Raw genomic sequence first — 20059 nt, forward strand, 5'->3', positions numbered from 1 at the left:
TTTTTAGCCCCTTATTTTCTGTTCAAGCTTTATAAGCGCAGTACAGTATTAAAGAGCATCATGCTCACTTTTAATGCGCCATTTTTTTACTTGTCTGTATTTATCTTATTTTCTTCATGAGCATTTTTCCTTTGCTGCTTCTGAGTTAAATTATTTCAAAATACTTAAAAATCTTAAATTTTGTGACCATCATTTTGAATTATTGGGGCTTCAGTGATTTGTTAGGATTTATTTTTCCGCCAAATCTGACGCTGCAAAATTTAACTGTCGTGTTGTATATCTCGCCCCTTATAGCCATTCTTTATATTTTTCTGCTTTTTCGATACACCCTCCCTATCCGTCAAAAGCCTCGATGATTCCTGTATAACCCTTTGCCACTCCTCTACAAAGTCCTTATAATTGAGCACAATTTTTCTCTAATTCTAAGTGGATGACCATGAGTCGCGCCATATCGCATATTGATACCTTCCAAGGCTTAATTCTTGCCTTACAAACTTACTGGGCTGAACAAGGTTGCGTCATTTTGCAACCTTACGATATGGAAATGGGTGCAGGGACATTCCACACTGCGACTTTCCTTCGTGCGCTTGGCCCTGAAACCTGGAATGCTGCATACGTTCAACCGTCACGCCGTCCGAAAGATGGTCGTTATGGTGAAAACCCGAACCGTTTGCAGCACTACTACCAGTTTCAGGTGGTACTGAAACCAAACCCGGATAACATCCAGCAGCTTTATCTTGATTCATTAAAAGCAATCGGAATTGACCCGCTGGTACACGACATCCGTTTTGTCGAAGACAACTGGGAATCTCCAACACTGGGTGCTTGGGGCTTAGGTTGGGAAGTTTGGCTGAACGGTATGGAAGTGACTCAGTTCACGTACTTCCAGCAAGTCGGTGGCGTTGAATGCTACCCGGTGACTGGTGAAATCACTTACGGTCTGGAACGTCTGGCAATGTACTTGCAAGGTGTAGACTCGGTTTACGATTTGGTTTGGACCAAAGGTCAGTTCGGTACGGTGACTTATGGTGATGTATTCCACCAAAATGAAGTGGAACAATCGACCTATAACTTCGAATATGCCAATGTTGAAAAAATGTTTGAATTGTTCGACTTTTATGAGGCTGAAGCAACGCGTTTAATTGAAGCGGAACTTCCACTGCCTGCTTATGAGCAAGTGATTAAAGCTTCACATTGCTTTAACTTGCTGGATGCACGTGGCGCGATTTCAGTGACTGAACGTCAACGTTATATTCTACGTGTCCGTACTTTGGCACGTTCAATTGCACAAAGTTATGTGGCAGCGCGTGCCAAGCTTGGCTTCCCGATGGCAGAACCTGAATTACGTGATGAAGTCCTTGCACAGTTAAAAGCACAAGTTGAAGCGGAAGCGGCTCAAGCAGAAAAAGCAGCGGAGAAGAAATAATGTCTAAACATACCGTATTGTTCGAATTGGGCTGTGAAGAACTTCCACCAAAAAGCTTAAAAAAATTACGTGATGCACTACAAGCAGAAGCCGTTAAAGGCTTAAAAGATGCAGGTCTTGCATTCGATTCTATTGAAGCTTATGCAGCACCTCGTCGTCTGGCTTTAAAAATCGTTAATGTTGATGGTGCTCAAGCCGATACACAAAAACGTTTTGACGGCCCTGCGCTACAAGCTGCTTATGATGCGGAAGGTAAGCCAAGCAAAGCATTAGAAGGCTTTATGCGCGGTCAAGGCATCACGGTAGATCAAGTATCGACTTTCCAAGCCGGTAAAGTTGAAAAGGTTTGTTACTTGAAAGATGTCAAAGGTCAAAGCCTAGACGTTTTACTGCCGCAAATTTTGCAAAATGCTTTGGACAACCTGCCGATTGCTAAACGTATGCGTTCTGCGGCTAGCCGTACTGAATTCGTACGTCCGGTGAAATGGGTTGTATTGTTAAAAGACAACGATGTTGTTGATGCAACGATTCAGGATCATAAAGCAGGAAATGTGACTTACGGTCACCGTTTCCATGCACCTGAAGCGATTACACTGAACCATGCAGATGAATATCTTGCTAAGTTAAAAGCGGCTTATGTAGTTGCGAACTTTGAAGAACGTCAAGCGATTATCGACCAGCAAGTGAAAGCCTTGGCTGATGAAGTAAATGCGATTGCGATTGTCCCAAGCGACCTGCGTGACGAAGTAACGGCATTGGTTGAATGGCCAGTTGCACTTCGTGCCAGCTTCGAAGAACGCTTCCTGGCTGTGCCTCAAGAAGCATTGATCACCACCATGCAGGACAACCAAAAGTACTTCTGCTTAGTGAATGCTGACAATAAACTTCAACCGTACTTCATTACTGTGTCGAACATTGAGTCGAAAGACCCGACACAAATTATTGAAGGTAATGAGAAAGTTGTTCGTCCACGTTTGTCGGATGCTGAATTCTTCTTCTTGCAAGACCAAAAACAACCGCTTGCATCTCGTAAAGAGAAACTTGCCAACATGGTCTTCCAAGCTGAGCTTGGTACACTTTGGAACAAGTCTGAACGTATTGCAAAACTGGCTGTTGCCCTGGCTCCTATTACAGGTGCGAATACTGCGGATGCTGAAAAAGCTGCCCTTCTTGCGAAGTGTGACTTAACGTCTGAGCTTGTGGGTGAATTCCCTGAACTTCAAGGGATCGCGGGTACTTACTACGCACGTCTTGAAGGTGAAAATGCGGAAGTCGCTGAGTCTTTAGGTGAGCAGTATTTACCTAAATTCGCGGGTGACGTTTTACCGAAAACCAAAACAGGTACAACCATTGCTCTTGCCGACCGTTTAGACACGCTCACAGGCATTTTCGGTATTGGTCAGGCACCTACAGGTTCTAAAGACCCGTTTGCATTACGTCGTTCTGCAATTGGTATTCTTCGTCTTGTCACTGAAAACGAGCTTGATGTGTCGATTGAAGATCTGATCAAGCTGGCTTTGGCTGCTTATGGCGATGTATTGAAAGATCACGACAAGACTTTAGCTGATGCTGTTGCATTCTTAGAAGGTCGTTACCGTGCGAAATACGAAGACCAAGGCGTTGCTGTTGATGTGATTCAAGCTGTTCAAGCCTTGTCACCAAAATCTCCTCTTGATTTTGACAAGCGTGTAACTGCGGTAAATCACTTCCGTGCCTTGCCTGAAGCGGCTGCGCTTGCTGCTGCAAACAAACGTGTTGCAAACATTCTTGCAAAAGAAACTGCGCCTGCAGGTTCAGTGGTTGAAGCAAACTTAGTTGAAGATGCTGAAAAAGCATTGTTCGCTGAACTTGCGAAAATTGCGCCTGTGGTTGAACCGTTATTTTCTGCCAAAGACTACACCGCTGCATTGTCTGCACTTGCTGCTCTTCGCGTGCCTGTCGATGCGTTTTTTGACGGTGTAATGGTCATGGCAGATGATGCCGACCTTAAAGCAAACCGCTTACGTATGCTTGCTCAGCTTCGTGATTTGTTTACGAAAGTGGCTGATATTTCGGTGTTACAGCACTAAGCGTAAATGCTTGAAGTTTAAATAAAACCCCGCTATAAGTTAGTGGGGTTTTTTAATGAAATTAATAATATGTCTTCTAATACTATAGCTAAGATAACTTTATACAAAGTCAAAGAATGTGGTCTTTATGAAAGAGGAAATGATGAAAAGGCAATTTTCGGTAATCTTGAAGTTTTTTTAAATGATTTAAAAGAATGGGTTACCCAAGGTGATAAAGAGTTAAAAGAAACATGTACTTATGCTCCATTTGATGACAAAGATGTAAAAAAAACTTTTTGCTATGACATAAAAAAAATAAAAAATGATTTTTTATTAGTTACATGGAATGAGTCAGCGACTACTAACAATAAAGTACCTTCTATTTCAGGCTCTTCTAAAGTTGGTGAAGCTAATATTAATTTTAACAATATATCGGATGATGAGATTCCTGGATTTCCAACTTACTTTTACTTCATGGTTAAGGAGGGGAAAGTTGCAACTATTAGCTTTGATTACACACAAAATGGTAGATTGAATTTAGAAAAATATCTCAAAGAGTTTTTCTCTAAATTAAGTAGTTATGTGCTAAGTAGCTTGCAAAGGAATACGGATGACTCTTTTGAGCACATTATTACAGGATGGGGTGATGATGAAGGTAATGTATATAAAAACTTAGTGGGAAGACTTCATTTACAATTGATTAGAAATAAAGGAAAAATTGATTTCCTTACAAAAAATCATTCACAAATTAGAAAAATTCATCAGCACAATAAGATTTCAACTATAGATTTTTTGAAAATTAGTGGTTGGCAAAGTTTTACAAATAAAATACTACGTAAAAAAGATCAAGTTAATGAAAAGACTATTAAGTTTTCATTAGAAACAGACTATCAACCTCAAAATAAAGAAGAACTAGTTAAAATTCTTGAAGAGTGGGAAGCACAGTCATCTCTTAATAGTAAATGGGATGATCTAGGTTTTTCCTTATTAGGAAATTCATCCAAAATTTATTGGCTTAGTAAAAGCATAGCTAATGACGAATTTAAACTAGATATCGAAAGAAACGAAAATAATATTTTTGATACAGATAAATTATTAGGTTGGCTTAATAACCATAAAAAGGACATCCTTCTTTTAGAAGAAGAAAAAGATGAATAAACGTGAACTAATTTTGCTCATAACTTTATTTACACTTATAGCTTTCTTTGTGGGTAAGTGGATTCCATTTGAAGATCAAAAAAATATTTTCGAAAATATAACTAGTACTACTTCCATTATTTTTGCAATCTTGGGAATATGGTTAGCCTTATTCTACCCTGATACTATTTCTAAGATTTTCAATCAAGAAGAACCATCTGGTTTAAAAAAAATCTATGAAAATGATAAAAATGAAATTTTTAAAAGATTGAGTTTAAGCCTTGTTATTATTACTTTCATATTAATACTTTGTATTTTGACAAATTTTGTTATTTTTATTGTCAAAAATATAAGTATTTTCGAACCCATAAAATATTGGCTTAGAAGCCTATTTTTTGCATATTTATTTTTATTAAGTATTTTTCAAATTTTTGCATTGATATGTACTTTGCTACCAAATAGTTTCCTCGAAATAACCTTAAAGAGAAATAAAGAGGGTGAAGATTTCGCTAAAAGAAATGGACCTGTTTCACAAAAGAAGTAAGATGGTTATTCTAAATTTCGATAATTTATGTGTCTTACAAGGAATTTCTTAAACTCTAAATTTCAAATTTACCAAAATTTATAGGCATATCCCTATATTTTTCATATACTCAAACTAACAACACTCAACAAGAAAGAATCATATGAAATTTAAAGCTCTTATTTTGACGGGTCTTGCGAGTATCGCAGTTACAGCTTGTACATCTGCACCAAAAATCCCACAGCTTGAAACAGGTGTATTACAGGAAGTCCAAAACCTGGAAGTCTATCCAAACACGACCAACAATAAAGCCAAACTGACCAAATTTCCCGGGAAATGCGTGATTGAATTTACGGGCAACCTAGAAGCAGGCAAGTCAGTCGAACAGTGGGCTTTTAAAGGCTTAACCCTCATTTCAGGTGGCTCTGCAACTTTTGCCAAAGACGGTACAAGTACAGCAAACAAATTTGATCTTAATGATACCGTAGTACAAAAGAACTTCTTAGCATTACGCCATCATTTTCATGAAGATGCTTTAGCACAATGTGACTAATACAGCCAAGAATCACTGATTCAAATTTGAATTGGTGGTTCTGCTCTTTTTCGAAAAATTTTAGTCCAGCATTCCAGTTTATACTGCAACCTAAAAAGTTTTTTATCCCTATTTCTGATGATGTTTCAAAATTCACATTTAGAATATCAAAAGGCTTATTTTCTTTATAAAAATAAATAAAATTCAAATCATTACAAAAATCAGGTCTATAAATTCCATTCATATTCCTATCAATATTGTTGATTCAGTGTTGCTAAAACGTGTGACTTTATTCTCCAACCAATCACTTCTCAATTAATCTCTTTATTATGTGAAATCTTATAACTCGGTGAACATTCGAGTTTCGCCATACAGGATACATTTAAGCGATGAAAACCCTTAAAACTGCATTGATTACCACTGCACTATTGGCCACTTCTCCTCTGTTCGCAAATACTACAGTACAAGCGACAGCAGATGTAAAAACAGAACAACCCGGTATATTGCACAGCTTGTCTAACGGGGTAAAAAATACCACCCACACAGTTGGTCAAGGTATTCATAGCACTGCTCACAAAGCAGACGAAGGTATTCAAAATACAACACAAAAAGCAGGTCAAGGCATTAAAAACACTGCGGTCAAAGTAGATCATGGTGTAGAAAAAGGCGTTGATAAAACTCGAACCACAGGTAAAAAAGCTGTAGAAAACACCAAAAAATTTACTGCAGAAAAGTCTCAGGCAGTCGTAAATAAAGCTGGAAAAGTTAAAGATGCAACCGTGAAAACAGCAGATAAAACTAAAACCTTCGTCGCTGATAAAGCCGATAAAACCAAAAACTTTAGCAGTGAAAAATTGCAAAAAACCAAAGATACTGTAACTTCACCGTCAGGCAATGCCGGTCTAAATACAAATGCCAAAGTTGAGTTAAATACTCCTGCGGCTAATGCAAAAGTAGGTCTAGACACAAATGCGTCAGTGAGTCACCAAAAATAACGTAGTGTTTAAAATTTATCTCTGAAAAGCTCATTTTTATGGGCTTTTCTTTAATTAAGGTGGCTAGTCGTTTATCTACAATCTAGTAAATCATGTAATTTGCTGTATCAATTTTGCCAGATTTCTTCTTGCCTGAAAAATTTGCCCTTACAATGAAAATGACGCTTTGGAACTGAAACTATAGTTAGAAACAGGAATAAAACTTACAATGAAAAAGATAAAAACTGCATTAATTACCAGCGTAATTTTGGCTTCAACTCCACTTTTTGCTCAAACGACGACGACAACCGAAACTGCGACTCCCACACAGCGTCAGGCTGCGCCATATGGTGATAATCCCAATATTTTTAAAGTGATTACCCACAAGGCGCAAACATCGGTGCAAAATACGGCTGAAAAAGTTGATCATGCTGCACAAAAAGGAATCGCGAAAGTAAAACCTAAAGTTGAAAATGCCTGGGAAGGAACCAAAGATTTTGCTACGGAAAAATCGGCGGTAGCAAAAGAAAAATCTCAACATGCAGCAGCAACAGTAAATAAAAAACTGAATGAAACCAAAGATGAAATTATGGGTAGTCCAAATGACCAGCCTGCGCCCATTGTTTCCCACCCTTTGAGTCAGTCATCGACAGGAGTGGATTCCGCTCCCGTTCAATCCGTACCCTCGATCCAAGTACAGCCAGTACAAAACAATGCAACCACCAACTTATAATGAATCTGCTCTCTTCTTTTCAGAAGATGGCGAAATTGGGAGTCGGTTAATTCACTTGTCGAATGGGTTGCCCTGTTTTAAACGCTGCTACATTGTCGAGCATCTGCTGCACAATGCGTTGTCGGGCATCAACACTGCCCCACGCACTGTGTGGGGTAATGATTAAATTTGGAATATCATCTGCCAATAACACATTGCCGTCTTTCGGTGGTTCAATGGTAAGAACATCGGTTGCAGCTCCGGCAATTTTGCCTTGGCGTAAAGCATCTGCAAGCGCTTGTTCATTGACAATGCCACCACGTGCACAGTTAATTAAAAATGCACTCGGTTTCATGGTATCGAAGGCTTGGGCATCTATCAAATCAGGGGTATCGTCGGTTAATGGACAATGCAGACTCAGGAAATCTACTTGAGACAATAAATCTGCAACAGGAATACGACTGGCATCAGTTGGACGATTTGGTAAAGATCCGACCAGTATTTTCATGCCAAACGCTTCAGCCAGTTTTGCAACCGCCTGTCCTAATTCACCATAACCAATAATTCCTAAAGTCTTGCCTTCCAGTTCAATAATAGGGAAATCCAGCAAACAAAATTGCGAGGCTTTATTCCATTCACCTTGTTTCACCGCGCGGTCATATTTGAGCAATGAGGTAGCCAAAACCAACATTAACGCCCAGGTATGCTGTGCTACAGCCGAAGTGCCATAACCCTGACAATTACCCACCACAATGCCCTGTGCACGTGCCTGAATCAGGTCAATATTGTTTGTGCCTGTTGCGGAAATTAAAATCAGTTTTAAATTCGGACATTGCTGAATCGTTGCCGCATCCACCAGCACTTTATTACTGATAATAACATCTGCCTGCCGCACACGTTCTAAAACTTGCGCTGGCTGAGTGCTTGGAAATAGGCTTAACTTATCAAAAGCCGCTTTAAGCCCACTAAAATCCAAATCATTTTTATCGAGTGATTCATAATCTAAAAATACGGCTTTCATGATGCATTCCTTGGCGGGTTCAGAGGGGGGCTGCAAATTATCCCCTCATGCATTAAAAGCCAGATGTATATGCTTTTTCAACCAAATTCAGGTAGCAGATATGAAAAAACCCACTATTTAGTGGGTTTGTTAATATGGACTTGAATCGACTTCCGAATTTCAAAAAATACATAGATTGCCAAGGCAAACACCACCAGCAATCCTCCGCCCATAATCATATAGGTGGCATCTGGACTCTGGGCAAAAACATAGGAAGGTATGAATATAGAGATAATGGTTAAAAGCACAGCCGGTATAAAATCACGTTTCATCCTTAAGCACCCTGTCGTGTTTATTTGTTTGTTGTTCAACATTTAGCAAATTTAACTTGCCTTATATTTTCTATCTTAGACCGATTAAAATATAAAGCAAGCGGTCAAAATAAGACCAAAGTCGGGTTTGTTTTAAACAATCACAGGCTATTCAATAAGGCTTAAGACAGTTCCGGTTGAGTGACGAATTGAGCAGTTGCGGGCGTGTCTTCAATAAAATCATGACTGCCGTATTCATTATTACTTAAGTTTAAATGCTTATAACTGAGCAAATAAAAATCGCTATATTTCTTGATCACAATGGGATGCATGCCGGTTGTTAAAGGTTCCTGTTCCTTAAACAGCTTCATCACATGACGGTCATTCATTGCCACAACATAGCGCTCATCATTTAAATTAATCTGCACCAAACCACTGCCCTTGGCAAAAATTGGGATCAGAAATTTATGATTTAAGGCAATGGCACCGGCGGCGTAGCTTTCAATTTTTTGGCTAATCACATTGAATACCAACCCATGGCCGAAACAGTCCAATAAATGACTACGGTTTTCTTGGGGCAGATTCACCTGAATACCGAGTTTCAGTAAATCTTGCTGACTGACTTGCTTGTTACTCAGCAATTCTCGCAGTAAATTCTGTTTCAACTTCGCATCAAAAAACTGGCTATCCAGCTGCAAATCATTGTTAATTAAAATTGAACCCAAGGCATTGCGATGTCGCGGCAATAAGTTTTCAATCACTTTACGATAATAGAACTTGCTGCTCTTTTTGACCTGACGAATTTTTTTATAGAAATAGGGTTCATCAAATTCATGCAATAAAAAGTCATGCAGTAATTCTGAACTGGCAAGCACAGCAATTGCATCGTGGCCGGTAAAGGGTAAATTTAAGGTGTGAATTTGAGGCAGAACCTGCTCAAGTTTTAAATAATGCGCGCGATCTTCTGGATAGTAAGGATCATAAACCACAATGTATTCACGCTCGGCGGAAACATCTTCAGGCTGCACCTGCATATTGGCATTTAGTTCCTCATGGAAAAACATGTTATAGCGCGGGTCTTCAACCTCTTCAGGATTGATTGAATACTGGGGTACCAATGCAACCACGCGTTTTAAGTCAAGTAAATTTGAATACTTGATTGCAGCATACCCCCCCATTGAACCGCCATAGCCAATCCGTGTTTTAAAGGACGCAATCAGTTCCTGAATCTCGGCAGACATCTGTCGCATTGAGCTTTCCGGAAACCACGATTTCTGCTTCGGCATAATCCCGATCACATTAAAACCATGTTTATGCAAGGATTTTTCGGCATTAATCGACAACCCTTTGGCACGGGTAATTAAATCGCCAAAAGAGAAAACCAGCTCATCCGATGAACCTTTTAAAAATATTGCACGAATTTGTTCGTCTTCAAAAATAATGTGTTTTTCCATTTCCACACCGAAGCAAATCGGCCCTTGTTTTGTACAGTCAATAGAACAAATAGACACCTTGCCTATTTACGAAAAGCGACTATGTTATTTTATAGATGCCAAGAATATTAAAAAGCGCAAAATATGACACAATCACTTCATCCAGCTGCTCAAAAAGGTTTCAGTTCTGCTGCAGAGCTTTATCAACAGGTGCGTCCCGATTATCCACAAGATATCGTCAGCTGGCTGCAAGATCAGCTGCAACTTTGCGAAAAATCGCATGTTATCGATCTCGGTTCCGGCACGGGCAAATTCTTGCCCTACTTACAGCAGATTACTTCGCACATCACCGCGATTGAACCGGTTCAGGAAATGCTGGCACAGCTGCAAGCTATATACCCAAAGATTCAAACCCTGCAAGCCTCTAGTGAACATTTGCCTGTCACTGCAAATAGTATGGATGCGGTCATCTGTGCACAATCCTTCCACTGGTTTGCCAATCTTGAGACTTTACAGCAAATTCATCAAGCCTTGAAACCATCCGGACATTTGGCCCTGATCTGGAATCAACGTGATATAAACATTGACTGGGTCAAGGCACTGGCAGATCTGATTGAACCTTTGGAGGGTAACACACCTCGTTATCATAGTGGAAAGTGGAAAAATGTGTTTCAGCATCAATCCTTATTTCAGCTGGAAAATGTCCAGACTTTTAAGCTGAAGCATGTTGGCACAGTAGAAAATGTAGTGTCTAAGCGTCTGCTTTCCACCAGTTTTATTGCCGCAATGCCGGACCAAGAACAACAGCAATTAAAAGCCCTATTTGAACAGATTGTCTTCAGCTACACTGGTAAATATCCACAAGATGAAATTACCTTCCCTTATGTAACCCATGCTTATGATTTTAAAAAAATCGATCAGAAATAAAGGAATCATCATGAAAAATATTAAACTGAAACAACTGGGTCTGCCTGTTTTATTATGTTCAAGCATCTTTCTGACGGCCTGTGATAACAGCAAAAATAGCACCACTCAAAACGATAAAATTCAGCCTGAAGATAAAGTCATGCAGGATTTGATTACCGAACCGGTCAAAGCGTTCGAGAAAACTGCAGATGATCAACATGATATTGCCTTACTCACCGACTTCGACACGCGCTTCACCCAAATGAGTGATGATATGGAAGACGAGCTGACGAAAATGCAGGAAAAGGGTTCACTTACCGATGAATTTGCGCATAACCGCAAACGTGACAATGTTCAGTCGGCACTCAATATGCTGAAAGATCTGGATTTGAAAACCCAGCAAGGTCGCTATATTCAAGGCTTAATTGCAGAATACTGGCAAGACCAAGCCAAACTGTATGATCAGAATAAAGATAAAAAAGTGGATGAAATGAAAAATTCAGGCGATCGAGTCAAAGGCTTAGGTGAGTTTTTACATGCTCAAGAACAGCTTGAACATTGGCAATCACAATATCCGGAAACGAGCAAAGCTGAAACAAAAAAAGCTGAAGCAGCTAAATCCGAGACCACTCAATCTAACTACTAAAATGGGGTACATAAAAAAGGGATCATTTGATTCCTTCATCTTTATTGCAATGACTTATGGTCGCCCGTCATGCTGTACCAAGCCATCGCAAATCGTATCCCATTCTGCCTTGGAGGCAGCAAAAATATGTTGGGTCGGCTTTTGCTGAAGTGGTGTATCCAGTGTGCCAATTCTTAAACGGTACAGATCCGGTGTTTCAGTTTTAATACTGATAATCGGCGAGCCACAATCAGCACAAAAACAACGCTGAGTGGTTGCGCTGGATTGGAACTTTTTCAACAAATGCTCGCCTTGCACAATTTTAAAATCGGCTTTTTTAATCGGAGCATTGGTGGCAAAAGCTGTGCCATTGGCTTTACGACACTTTCGACAATGACATTGCACGATGTCACCGATTTCACTCTGAATTTCATAGCGTAAACCGCCACACAAACAGCTTCCGCTATATAGATTTTGTTCAGACATAACAGTCGCATTTTTTATAAGGTTTGAGTGATCAACCTAACATGCTTTAAATTACGGTTCAAAATATTTGCTGTTATTCTTTTATCGCCAGATAACTCTGTACGCCTTCACCCGCAGCACGACCCGTGGCAAAACATGCAGTCAATAAATAACCGCCTGTCGGTGCATCCCAATCCAGCATTTCTCCACAACAGAACACATGCGGATTTGACTTTAATTGCAGTTGTTCAGACAACACCTCTCGTTTGACTCCACCGGCACAGCTAATGGCTTCTTCTATTGGACGAAAGCCAGCTAAAGGAATAGGTAAATGTTTAATCTGCTGTGCCAAAGCTCGTGGATCATTCCATAGATCTTTAGTCACCAGTTCACGAACTAAATTGGCTTTGGCATGGTCTAGACCGGCTTTGCGCCAGACATTACTTAATGACTGCTTTTTACTCGGTTGTAATTTTTGCGCGAGTTGCTCAACTGTCTGCTCGGGAATTAAATCCAAATACAGTTGCATGGCCTGACCATTTTTAAGCTGCTGACGTAGCGCACGCCCCTGTTTATAGATCAAACCACTTTCTAAACCATAATGGCTAATTACAATATCGCCCATGGTTTTGGCTTGATCATCCACCCATGCCTCAACCCGTTTTAAAGGCTGACCAAATACCGGTTGCATAAATCTGGACCAAACTCGTTCTACGCCGGCATTACTGGCTTGAAAGGCTTCAATTTCATCCTGAGAGAACCATTGTTGCCATGCCCCGTCACTGCCAAGTCGTGACCATGACACTGCACCGCAGGCCATTACAATGGCATCAAACTGCTGAGTTTCAACCTGCTCCGTGACCAGGTTTTTAAACTGTAATTCGGAACTGCTTAAGTCCAGACACTGATGCCGATAATGAAAAATCACCCCATGTTCGGCTAAACGTTTTAACCAGGCACGAAGCAGTGGTGCAGCCTTCATCTCAACCGGAAATACCCGCCCAGATGAACCGATATAGGATTCAATCCCCAAACCTTTCATCCATTGTTGAATCCAGTTCGCATCCCACTGTTTTATCCAAGCTGCAAGCCAGTCTGCTTGATCATAGTGCTGAATAAATTGTACTACAGGCTCGGCATGAGAAATATTTAAGCCAGTTTTACCTGCCATTAGAAACTTACGGGCGGCCGAGGGTTTTTGTTCATAGACATGCACTTCATAATCGTATTGACTCAAAACTTCCGCAGCCATCAGTCCGGCAGGACCTGCGCCAATAATTGCGACACGCTTTTTCATAGCCAACTTATTCAGCATCTTTTACATTCGTTTCTGATGCAGTTTCGATCACCGCATTTTGACCTTGCAGCGGCATAAAGTCATCAAAACGGGTCGTGTAGCCTTCTGGCTTGGTAATGATGAGTTGCTGACACAATTCACCACGTTCCAAATATTTAATTTCAAAATGGGTGCGTGCTGAAGTGGCTGGAATTACCTCTTTAATAAACGGTAATTTCCACACATCTATCAACTGTTGCTGTGCTTCTGCGATATATTCAGGAATATTACTGGCCAAAGTCACTGTGCCACCGACCTGTAAACGCGACAGCAAAAATTCAAAAAATGGCATATTCAACCAGCGCTGTGCCGGATTATGCGGTTCAGGATTGGGATATAAAATAAAAAATTGCTGTACTTGCGCCGGCAGTAAAGCATGCACGATCCATGGCATGGCATCAGCATGAATCGCCTGTAAGTTGCTTTGTCCTTCCAAGGCATGCTGTTTTTGCATAGCCACATATTTTTCACGGGTACGTTCAATTGCAATCAATTTATGTTCGGGATGCTGACTCGAAAAAAGCAAGGCATGCTTACCTTTACCGGCACCAATTTCCACACAAATTGGCTCTGGGCTAATCATTTGAAAATCACGAGGCGCGTGCATACGCTGTGCTTGAAATTGACGAATTGGCATAATCAGATCAAACTAACAAAAATCGGCTCAAGTCTAGCAAGAGCGGCTGAGTTTGACTAATTGAATCATCATTTTTATCCGGAGAATAAAATGCCTCGCACTTTTCCTTGCCCACGTTGTGGTAAACCTTCGACTTGGGAAGATAACGAATTCCGTCCTTTTTGTTCAGAACGCTGTAAAATGATTGATCTGGGCGCTTGGGCAAATGATGAATACAAATTGCCTACTCAAGATGCACCACAGGCAGATGGCGGCCGTGAAGAAGATGATTTTTAAAAGGATTTTTTAGAATAATAAATAGTATACAGGTTGGTGAATAAGGCTCATCAATCTTTAGCAAAGTAGATTAGAATCCAGCTTTTGTATGCTAAGCCTAAAACAACAATGCAAAAAACAAGAAGTATATCAACCGCCATAATGATCAGATCTTGACGGTAAAACCTGATCTTAAGCATAAAATGCCATTAAGCTAAAAATAAATAATGCTGCCTTGGTAAACCAGAGTTTCATGAACCTCCTCTGCCAATTTAAAGTAAATGTAAAATAATATGACTTAATAAATCTTTTTTATGACTGAAATCTCTTTTTTATTATTTTGTCTTAAATTACTTTATATTTTATCAACATATAATTAAAAAATTAGGGACTGAAAATATGTTTTATCATTGTTAAATTTTTCTTATTAATCAATAAAAATGATAACCAGTTAGCACTTTTTTAAATTATAATAACATTACGAAAATACCAGTAAATTTTTTTCTAATAACTAAACACTTAAAATCGATATATTTTAGTAATGAAACCTAATAACGATAAAAATTAACAACGATAAAAAAGGAGATCCCCTCATGGGACTATGGTGTTTAAAAATTCTATTTTTTTTATTTGTCTTACTGGGTATTGTAAGTTTAAGTTTTGGAATTTATACCCATGATGTCATTATTATTTGGATCGGCATCCTGTTTATTTTTTCAGCTATTATTATTGCCTTAGAACTAAAGCAGTTACATAGTGGTCCTTTTCGCAGAGACTGATGAAATTTATTCATCAATCTCTTAAACAAAGGTATTAACCTGCTTTATTCGCCACAAAAGGGTTATGTTGTTTTTCAAAACCAATACTACTGATTGGACCATGACCCGATATAAATTGAGTTTCATCTGGCAGACTAAAACATTCACGCTGAATTGAATCTAGCAACTGTTGATGATTTCCGCGTGGAAAGTCGGTACGACCAATAGACCCTTTAAACAGCACGTCCCCTGTCCATAATAGCCCATAATTTTCGTTATAGAACATCACGTGACCCGGGGTATGACCTGGTGCGAAACGGACTTCAAATTCTTCCTCACCCAGTTTCAGAACTTCCCCGCCTTCAAGCCATTGGCTAACCTCTACTTTTTCCGGAATTGGAAATCCATATTTTGCCGAGACTTCCTGAATCATGTCCAGCCAAAAAGCATCTTCTTTATGTGGACCAATCACAGGTACATTCCATAATTTGGTTAATGTACCTACTGCACCGGCATGATCCAGATGGCCATGGGTCAACCATAAAGCCTTGACCTTCAAACCCAATGCCTCCACTTCGGCTTTCAATTTTTCAGGCTCACCACCCGCGTCAATCAAAACTGCTTCTTTGCTGTCTGCATCCCATACAATTGAACAGTTTTGCTGAAAGGCCGTGACTGGCACAATTTTGACTTGCAACATAAGGGCGAAACCTCGGTGAAATTAGTGGGCGAATGTTTGCGTTAATGCATCAAGATTAGCTTGAAGTAAAGTTGTGAGCAATGCGATATGATCATCACGGGCATTTAATGCGGGAATATAGGCATATTGTGCACCACCCAAAGCCTTAAACAGTTCGGCATTTTGTATGGCCAGTTCTTCTAAAGTCTCTAAACAGTCTGAAGAAAATGCCGGACTCATCACTTGTACTGATTTCACCCCTTGCTCTGCCCATTCGGTTAAAAGTGCATCGGTATAAGGCTTAATCCACTCTTGCTTACCAAAACGAGATTGGAAACTGGCTGCCCACTGATCATCCTTTAACCCAAGCTCATCGGCCACGCGTTGCGCAGTAATACGGCAGCGGTCTGCATAAGGATCGCCTTTATCAGCATACGGCTGCGGAATGCCGTGGAATGACATCAACAGTTTTTCTGCGGAGCCATGTTCAGCTTGATAATCCCGTACACTTTGCGCCAAAGCCTGAATAAACAAAGGATGTTGATAGTAATCGCGAATAATTGATAAGCCCGGCAAATTACGTTGAGTCAGTATCCACTTTGCAACTGCATCATACAGTGGAGCGGTCGAAGTTGCCGAATACTGTGGAAATAGTGGCAGCAAGATAATATGGTCTTGTGGTTGTTCAGCCAAATTGGCTAATACACTTTGAATTCCGGGATTACCATAGCTCATGGCCGGCACAATATTGATTTCAAAGTCTGAATAGTGTTGGCTTAAATGCGATTGAACTGCTTGAACCTGTTGCAACAGAATTTCACGCATTGGCGAATCTTGCCCCCATACCATTTCATAAGCATGAGCCACACGTTTGGGTCGAAATGGCAAAATGAATAGTCTTAAAATGAGTTGCCAAACGGGTTTTGGAATTTCAATGACCCGCTGATCAGATAAAAACTGCTTCAGAAAGCGACGGACTGCAGGAACAGTGGGGTCGTCTGGCGTACCCAAATTGGCTAAAATAATGGTGACTTTCACTTTAGGTGCAGAAAACATCAAACCCTTTTCCAACATAGATGAACTGGCCTACTTTAACAGTTTTCTGCACTTTCTCTATATGAATTAATACGGTGACTTAAATTGAAAAACACGATTATTCTCAAGCAAATTACTATCTAAAAGCTTTTGCCCTTTGGGAGTGATGTGCCACAACATCCGCTGACGGTCATCACGTCCAGATTGTACAATCCAGTCATTTTGACGCATCTGCATTTTAATACTGTGTAAAGCACGAATATTAATTTGCGCACGTGCCACTGCATGGGCACGAGGCATTTCCACACGTGCATCTGCCAGACCTGTGTCATTTAAATATTCATTTATACATTTAGAAAAATATTCTTCTGGTGTCGGATTGACAAACATGCTGCCTAAAATATTCAGTAACTGTGCCCAAGTTAGTTTCTTTTGAACTTTCAGTTCTTTGAAATTACCGTCTTGATAAGCATGCATTCGATATTCAAAAGAAAATAATTCATGCATTGAAACTTTGGGTAAAGATAAGAACGGATCGACTTCTCGTTTGCCCACTTCTGTTTCAAGTTGTTCAATTTTAGCTTTAAGCTGATCAATTTCGTCATGCAAAGACTGAGTATTCTGTGGTCGAACCCATCCTGAAACAGGATAGCGTTCAAGCATTTGCGGCATATTAAAGCGTACCGCCATTTCTAAGTCACGAATGCTACGATAAGTAAAAATTTGATCGGCTTCTTGTTGTAATAATTTACGGAATTCTAGGAATTTTTCGCGAAGTTCCGGTTTTTGATCCTGCAAAGCAGGGTCCCGCGATGCCGGATTTTCATGCATAAATACAATAATCGGTTTTTGTTTGGTAACAGCGTAAATATATTCGAGGTGCATATACCCGACACCTGACACAGATTGCTCGCCATATTGACTGCCCAAAAGAATGACCACATAGTCGCAGTCATCAATTTGACGACGTGCAAACGCCGTACTTAGTGGGGTACGTTGTTCTAATCCCCACGAAAAGAACCCCATCCCCACTAGAGTTTGAGCTAAAACAATACGTTCTGGTTGCATTTCACTCCCAGACGTAGAAATAAAAACCTGATAACGCTTATCGAGCATTGGTTATCCTCTTCCAATTGCATATTACATACTCCAACTGTAGCTATGCTGAGCAGTTGCGCTGTAATCGAATACCCCAATTTAAAAATTTAATTTTTTGCTATATTTCAAAAGACTAGCTGCGTTTCTTTGCTTATTCAACAGTAATATTGCGAATATCCCAAGTTAAATTCTCTTGAATCAGGTACTGCAACACAGTTTTTAAATTTTCTGCATTATTGCCACTGACATGACATTCAATTCGTAAGCTGTCTTTTTGATCTTGCTCAAATAATAACTCATTTTTAATCAAAATTCGGGCTGTTTGTCGCGCAACTGGTACTCCAGAGTCAATTAATGTCAGTTTCTGACCAAAAATTGACTCAATCGCAGGTTTTAAGAAGGGATAGTGAGTACATCCCAAGACTAAATAATCTGCCCCTTGGTCTACCACGGGTTGTAATATTTCTTTTAATGTCGCTAAACATTCCGCACTCATCTGCGCACCACTTTCTACAAAGGGCACCAATTCCAGACAGGTCACAGGAATGACATTCACATGGGCAGGTAAGGCAAAACGTTGCATTACATCTTGAATCAGTTTGCCCCGAAAAGTCGCTGGCGTTGCCAGAACTGCAATTGTTTTTGACTTGGTTTGTAATACAGCAGGTTTTAATGCCGGTACTAAACCAATAATTGGAAAGTCTTCACCATAATGATCACGTAAATAATCCAGACTAAAGGCAGATGCAGTATTGCATGCAACCACGGCCACTTTACAGCCTTGGCGATAGAGCCATTCAATTGCATTTGCGGTCAGATCGCGAATATTTTGATCATCACGCGGTCCATAAGGTACATTTGCAGTATCTGCATAATACAGGATGCGTTCTTTGGGTAAATAATTTGCAATGTCCTGTGCGATAGACAATCCACCTATTCCAGAGTCAAAAATTCCAATAGGCGCATCAGGTTGCGCCTTAGGCATTGGATTTATTAAAGGATAAATAGGATGAATGGCTGTCATAGCTTCACTTTCAGCAGTTCGAAATTGGGGAGAACTAAGCTTAAACCTCAGGTGCCTAATTGCAAGTATAAATCGCCACTTTGTAGGCTTAAGATGGTACTACCTTGAGCGTTTTCAAGGAGCTGTCCCATTTCAATTAAATGGAAAAAAGCAGCGCGTTGAATTAAGGCATTAATGCCAAAACGAACATGCACATAGGGACGTAATTCACCTAAATATTCACGCATAAAAAGTGAGTGTTCCTGATCTACAATCACAATATCTTGAGTAGTAGTGGTCAATTGAATATAGCTTTTACCCTCAATTTTAACCAGATCTACCTGATTAACAAATAAAGGCTCATCTTCTACTTCTATTTCAATTTGCTCTACCGGGGTCTTTAGATAGAACTTACCGTCTTCTTTCCAAAGTACGGTTGAGAACAAGTCAATCATGGCTTGGCGGTTGATCAATTGACCTTCGTGCCACCATTCTCCATTGGCTTTTACCTTTAAATCCATTGCACCGCAATGCTTTGGCTTAAATTGATCCAAGGGGGGGATTGACCTTTTGTGACCGGTCTGTGCATCTTTTAAGTATTGTGTAATACCCATTAAATTTTTATTATCAGGAATATCGACATTTTTCGTCTGATTTGGTGAATTATTTTGATTAATCATACGGAATACCCCTGCTGACGGAAAAATAATATGATTCAGCCAATTGGCTAGATCACGGTTTAAAACTATACTAGCCCACAATATAAAAGACACGATAATAAAATTGTGTCTGGGCTTTAAGAACACTCATGGCAGCGCCGAGCAAAATCATGACGGTTGCCACCTTCAAATCATATGAGGAGTCCTACATGGAACACATCGAACGTGAATCGATGGAGTTTGACGTCGTTATCGTAGGCGCAGGCCCTGCGGGTCTTTCTGCAGCGATCAAAATTCGCCAACTTGCAATTGAAAACAATCTAAACGATCTGTCCGTTTGTGTCGTGGAAAAAGGCTCTGAAGTCGGTGCACATATTCTGTCGGGTGCAGTACTTGAACCGCGTGCCATGAATGAGTTGTTCCCTGACTGGAAAGAACAAGGCGCACCGCTTAATGTGCCTGTAACAGAAGACAAAACTTTCTTCCTGCTGTCAGATGAAAAATCAC

Annotated in this window: 22 protein-coding genes; 11 read left to right on the forward strand and 11 right to left on the reverse strand. The window is 40.1% G+C overall.

Annotated features, from left to right (window positions below; genetic code table 11):
- Positions 1-436 precede the first annotated feature (436 nt).
- The 7 genes from glyQ (at position 437) to E0H89_RS09195 (ending at position 7373) form a co-directional block, all read left to right on the forward strand.
- Positions 437-1426 carry a glycine--tRNA ligase subunit alpha gene (glyQ, locus tag E0H89_RS09165; protein ID WP_131216329.1) on the forward strand — a complete coding sequence of 330 codons (990 nt, stop codon included), beginning with the start codon at positions 437-439 and terminating at the stop codon, positions 1424-1426.
- Entirely contained in the window at positions 1426-3495 is a 2070-nt protein-coding gene (glyS, locus tag E0H89_RS09170; RefSeq protein WP_131216330.1) for a glycine--tRNA ligase subunit beta, read from the forward strand. The genes glyQ and glyS overlap by 1 nt, the downstream gene beginning before the upstream one ends.
- A 69-nt stretch (positions 3496-3564) precedes the next feature.
- Positions 3565-4632: a hypothetical protein gene (locus E0H89_RS09175; protein WP_131216331.1), complete on the forward strand. Its 1068-nt coding sequence runs from the start codon at positions 3565-3567 to the stop codon at positions 4630-4632.
- Positions 4625-5155, forward strand: coding sequence for a hypothetical protein (locus E0H89_RS09180; protein WP_131216333.1), 531 nt, complete (start codon positions 4625-4627; stop codon positions 5153-5155). Before E0H89_RS09175 ends, E0H89_RS09180 begins: the two co-directional genes overlap by 8 nt.
- A gap of 142 nt (positions 5156-5297) precedes the next feature.
- Positions 5298-5687 carry a hypothetical protein gene (locus E0H89_RS09185; protein WP_131216335.1) on the forward strand — a complete coding sequence of 130 codons (390 nt, stop codon included), beginning with the start codon at positions 5298-5300 and terminating at the stop codon, positions 5685-5687.
- A gap of 368 nt (positions 5688-6055) precedes the next feature.
- Positions 6056-6661, forward strand: a complete 606-nt coding sequence (locus E0H89_RS09190; protein WP_131216337.1) for a hypothetical protein — start codon at positions 6056-6058, stop codon at positions 6659-6661.
- A gap of 208 nt (positions 6662-6869) precedes the next feature.
- Positions 6870-7373 (forward strand): hypothetical protein, encoded by a 504-nt coding sequence (locus E0H89_RS09195; RefSeq protein ID WP_131216339.1) that lies wholly within the window; start codon positions 6870-6872, stop codon positions 7371-7373.
- Between the two features lie 46 nt (positions 7374-7419).
- Here the strand turns inward: E0H89_RS09195 and E0H89_RS09200 are convergent, their stop codons facing one another.
- The 3 genes from E0H89_RS09200 to E0H89_RS09210 all read right to left on the reverse strand — a co-directional run bounded on the left by E0H89_RS09200 (position 7420) and on the right by E0H89_RS09210 (position 10117).
- The gene (locus E0H89_RS09200; RefSeq protein WP_131216341.1) at positions 7420-8373 is read right to left on the reverse strand and encodes a 2-hydroxyacid dehydrogenase; all 954 of its coding nucleotides are present in this window, start codon (positions 8371-8373) and stop codon (positions 7420-7422) included.
- Positions 8374-8486: 113 nt separating this feature from the next.
- The gene (locus E0H89_RS09205; RefSeq protein WP_131216343.1) at positions 8487-8684 is read right to left on the reverse strand and encodes a hypothetical protein; all 198 of its coding nucleotides are present in this window, start codon (positions 8682-8684) and stop codon (positions 8487-8489) included.
- A 161-nt stretch (positions 8685-8845) separates the two neighbouring features.
- Positions 8846-10117, reverse strand: a complete 1272-nt coding sequence (locus E0H89_RS09210; protein WP_131216345.1) for a hypothetical protein — start codon at positions 10115-10117, stop codon at positions 8846-8848.
- A gap of 123 nt (positions 10118-10240) precedes the next feature.
- Between E0H89_RS09210 and E0H89_RS09215 the strand changes: the two genes are divergently transcribed.
- Together E0H89_RS09215 and E0H89_RS09220 are read left to right on the forward strand one after the other, a co-directional pair.
- Positions 10241-11023, forward strand: a complete 783-nt coding sequence (locus E0H89_RS09215; RefSeq protein WP_131216347.1) for a class I SAM-dependent methyltransferase — start codon at positions 10241-10243, stop codon at positions 11021-11023.
- Positions 11024-11033: 10 nt separating this feature from the next.
- Positions 11034-11648, forward strand: a complete 615-nt coding sequence (locus E0H89_RS09220; protein WP_131216349.1) for a hypothetical protein — start codon at positions 11034-11036, stop codon at positions 11646-11648.
- A 54-nt stretch (positions 11649-11702) separates the two neighbouring features.
- Here E0H89_RS09220 and E0H89_RS09225 read toward each other — a convergent pair whose 3' ends face one another.
- The 3 genes from E0H89_RS09225 to E0H89_RS09235 all read right to left on the reverse strand — a co-directional run bounded on the left by E0H89_RS09225 (position 11703) and on the right by E0H89_RS09235 (position 14071).
- Positions 11703-12113: a GFA family protein gene (locus tag E0H89_RS09225; protein WP_131216351.1), complete on the reverse strand. Its 411-nt coding sequence runs from the start codon at positions 12111-12113 to the stop codon at positions 11703-11705.
- Positions 12114-12186: 73 nt separating this feature from the next.
- Positions 12187-13389: a TIGR03862 family flavoprotein gene (locus E0H89_RS09230; protein WP_131216353.1), complete on the reverse strand. Its 1203-nt coding sequence runs from the start codon at positions 13387-13389 to the stop codon at positions 12187-12189.
- Between the two features lie 7 nt (positions 13390-13396).
- Entirely contained in the window at positions 13397-14071 is a 675-nt protein-coding gene (locus E0H89_RS09235) for a class I SAM-dependent methyltransferase (protein ID WP_171459149.1), read from the reverse strand.
- A gap of 84 nt (positions 14072-14155) precedes the next feature.
- Here E0H89_RS09235 and E0H89_RS09240 point away from each other — a divergent pair, with 84 nt between their 5' ends.
- Positions 14156-14341, forward strand: a complete 186-nt coding sequence (locus tag E0H89_RS09240; protein ID WP_131216357.1) for a DNA gyrase inhibitor YacG — start codon at positions 14156-14158, stop codon at positions 14339-14341.
- A 792-nt stretch (positions 14342-15133) separates the two neighbouring features.
- Here E0H89_RS09240 and E0H89_RS09245 read toward each other — a convergent pair.
- The 5 genes from E0H89_RS09245 to E0H89_RS09265 all read right to left on the reverse strand — a co-directional run bounded on the left by E0H89_RS09245 (position 15134) and on the right by E0H89_RS09265 (position 19573).
- The gene (locus E0H89_RS09245; protein ID WP_131216359.1) at positions 15134-15778 is read right to left on the reverse strand and encodes an MBL fold metallo-hydrolase; all 645 of its coding nucleotides are present in this window, start codon (positions 15776-15778) and stop codon (positions 15134-15136) included.
- Between the two features lie 21 nt (positions 15779-15799).
- Positions 15800-16813, reverse strand: coding sequence for a ferrochelatase (gene hemH / locus E0H89_RS09250; RefSeq protein ID WP_131216379.1), 1014 nt, complete (start codon positions 16811-16813; stop codon positions 15800-15802).
- A 66-nt stretch (positions 16814-16879) separates the two neighbouring features.
- Positions 16880-17908: a DUF4062 domain-containing protein gene (locus E0H89_RS09255; RefSeq protein WP_131216361.1), complete on the reverse strand. Its 1029-nt coding sequence runs from the start codon at positions 17906-17908 to the stop codon at positions 16880-16882.
- A 133-nt stretch (positions 17909-18041) separates the two neighbouring features.
- Positions 18042-18914 (reverse strand): glutamate racemase, encoded by an 873-nt coding sequence (gene murI / locus E0H89_RS09260; RefSeq protein WP_131216363.1) that lies wholly within the window; start codon positions 18912-18914, stop codon positions 18042-18044.
- 47 nt (positions 18915-18961) lie between these two features.
- Positions 18962-19573, reverse strand: a complete 612-nt coding sequence (locus E0H89_RS09265) for a DUF1285 domain-containing protein (protein ID WP_131216365.1) — start codon at positions 19571-19573, stop codon at positions 18962-18964.
- A 188-nt stretch (positions 19574-19761) separates the two neighbouring features.
- Here E0H89_RS09265 and E0H89_RS09270 point away from each other — a divergent pair.
- Positions 19762-20059 (forward strand): NAD(P)/FAD-dependent oxidoreductase (locus E0H89_RS09270; protein ID WP_131216367.1); only part of this gene is annotated, 298 nt, incomplete at its 3' end.

It is taken from the genome of Acinetobacter sp. ANC 3781, assembly GCF_004331285.1.
In the GTDB taxonomy this organism is placed as follows: Bacteria; Pseudomonadota; Gammaproteobacteria; order Pseudomonadales; family Moraxellaceae; genus Acinetobacter.

Excerpts from the sequence above, each read along its gene's own strand:
- E0H89_RS09255 (WP_131216361.1), bottom strand. The coding sequence starts at position 17,908 with ATGCTCGATAAGCGTTATCAGGTTTTTATTTCTACGTCTGGGAGTGAA.
- E0H89_RS09245 (WP_131216359.1), bottom strand. The coding sequence starts at position 15,778 with ATGTTGCAAGTCAAAATTGTGCCAGTCACGGCCTTTCAGCAAAACTGT.
- E0H89_RS09230 (WP_131216353.1), bottom strand. The coding sequence starts at position 13,389 with ATGAAAAAGCGTGTCGCAATTATTGGCGCAGGTCCTGCCGGACTGATG.
- glyS (WP_131216330.1), top strand. The coding sequence starts at position 1,426 with ATGTCTAAACATACCGTATTGTTCGAATTGGGCTGTGAAGAACTTCCA.
- E0H89_RS09240 (WP_131216357.1), top strand. The coding sequence starts at position 14,156 with ATGCCTCGCACTTTTCCTTGCCCACGTTGTGGTAAACCTTCGACTTGG.
- glyQ (WP_131216329.1), top strand. The coding sequence starts at position 437 with ATGAGTCGCGCCATATCGCATATTGATACCTTCCAAGGCTTAATTCTT.
- E0H89_RS09210 (WP_131216345.1), bottom strand. The coding sequence starts at position 10,117 with ATGGAAAAACACATTATTTTTGAAGACGAACAAATTCGTGCAATATTT.
- E0H89_RS09190 (WP_131216337.1), top strand. The coding sequence starts at position 6,056 with ATGAAAACCCTTAAAACTGCATTGATTACCACTGCACTATTGGCCACT.
- E0H89_RS09180 (WP_131216333.1), top strand. The coding sequence starts at position 4,625 with ATGAATAAACGTGAACTAATTTTGCTCATAACTTTATTTACACTTATA.
- E0H89_RS09220 (WP_131216349.1), top strand. The coding sequence starts at position 11,034 with ATGAAAAATATTAAACTGAAACAACTGGGTCTGCCTGTTTTATTATGT.
- hemH (WP_131216379.1), bottom strand. The coding sequence starts at position 16,813 with ATGTTTTCTGCACCTAAAGTGAAAGTCACCATTATTTTAGCCAATTTG.
- E0H89_RS09175 (WP_131216331.1), top strand. The coding sequence starts at position 3,565 with ATGTCTTCTAATACTATAGCTAAGATAACTTTATACAAAGTCAAAGAA.
- E0H89_RS09185 (WP_131216335.1), top strand. The coding sequence starts at position 5,298 with ATGAAATTTAAAGCTCTTATTTTGACGGGTCTTGCGAGTATCGCAGTT.
- E0H89_RS09265 (WP_131216365.1), bottom strand. The coding sequence starts at position 19,573 with ATGATTAATCAAAATAATTCACCAAATCAGACGAAAAATGTCGATATT.
- E0H89_RS09195 (WP_131216339.1), top strand. The coding sequence starts at position 6,870 with ATGAAAAAGATAAAAACTGCATTAATTACCAGCGTAATTTTGGCTTCA.
- E0H89_RS09215 (WP_131216347.1), top strand. The coding sequence starts at position 10,241 with ATGACACAATCACTTCATCCAGCTGCTCAAAAAGGTTTCAGTTCTGCT.
- E0H89_RS09225 (WP_131216351.1), bottom strand. The coding sequence starts at position 12,113 with ATGTCTGAACAAAATCTATATAGCGGAAGCTGTTTGTGTGGCGGTTTA.
- murI (WP_131216363.1), bottom strand. The coding sequence starts at position 18,914 with ATGACAGCCATTCATCCTATTTATCCTTTAATAAATCCAATGCCTAAG.
- E0H89_RS09205 (WP_131216343.1), bottom strand. The coding sequence starts at position 8,684 with ATGAAACGTGATTTTATACCGGCTGTGCTTTTAACCATTATCTCTATA.
- E0H89_RS09200 (WP_131216341.1), bottom strand. The coding sequence starts at position 8,373 with ATGAAAGCCGTATTTTTAGATTATGAATCACTCGATAAAAATGATTTG.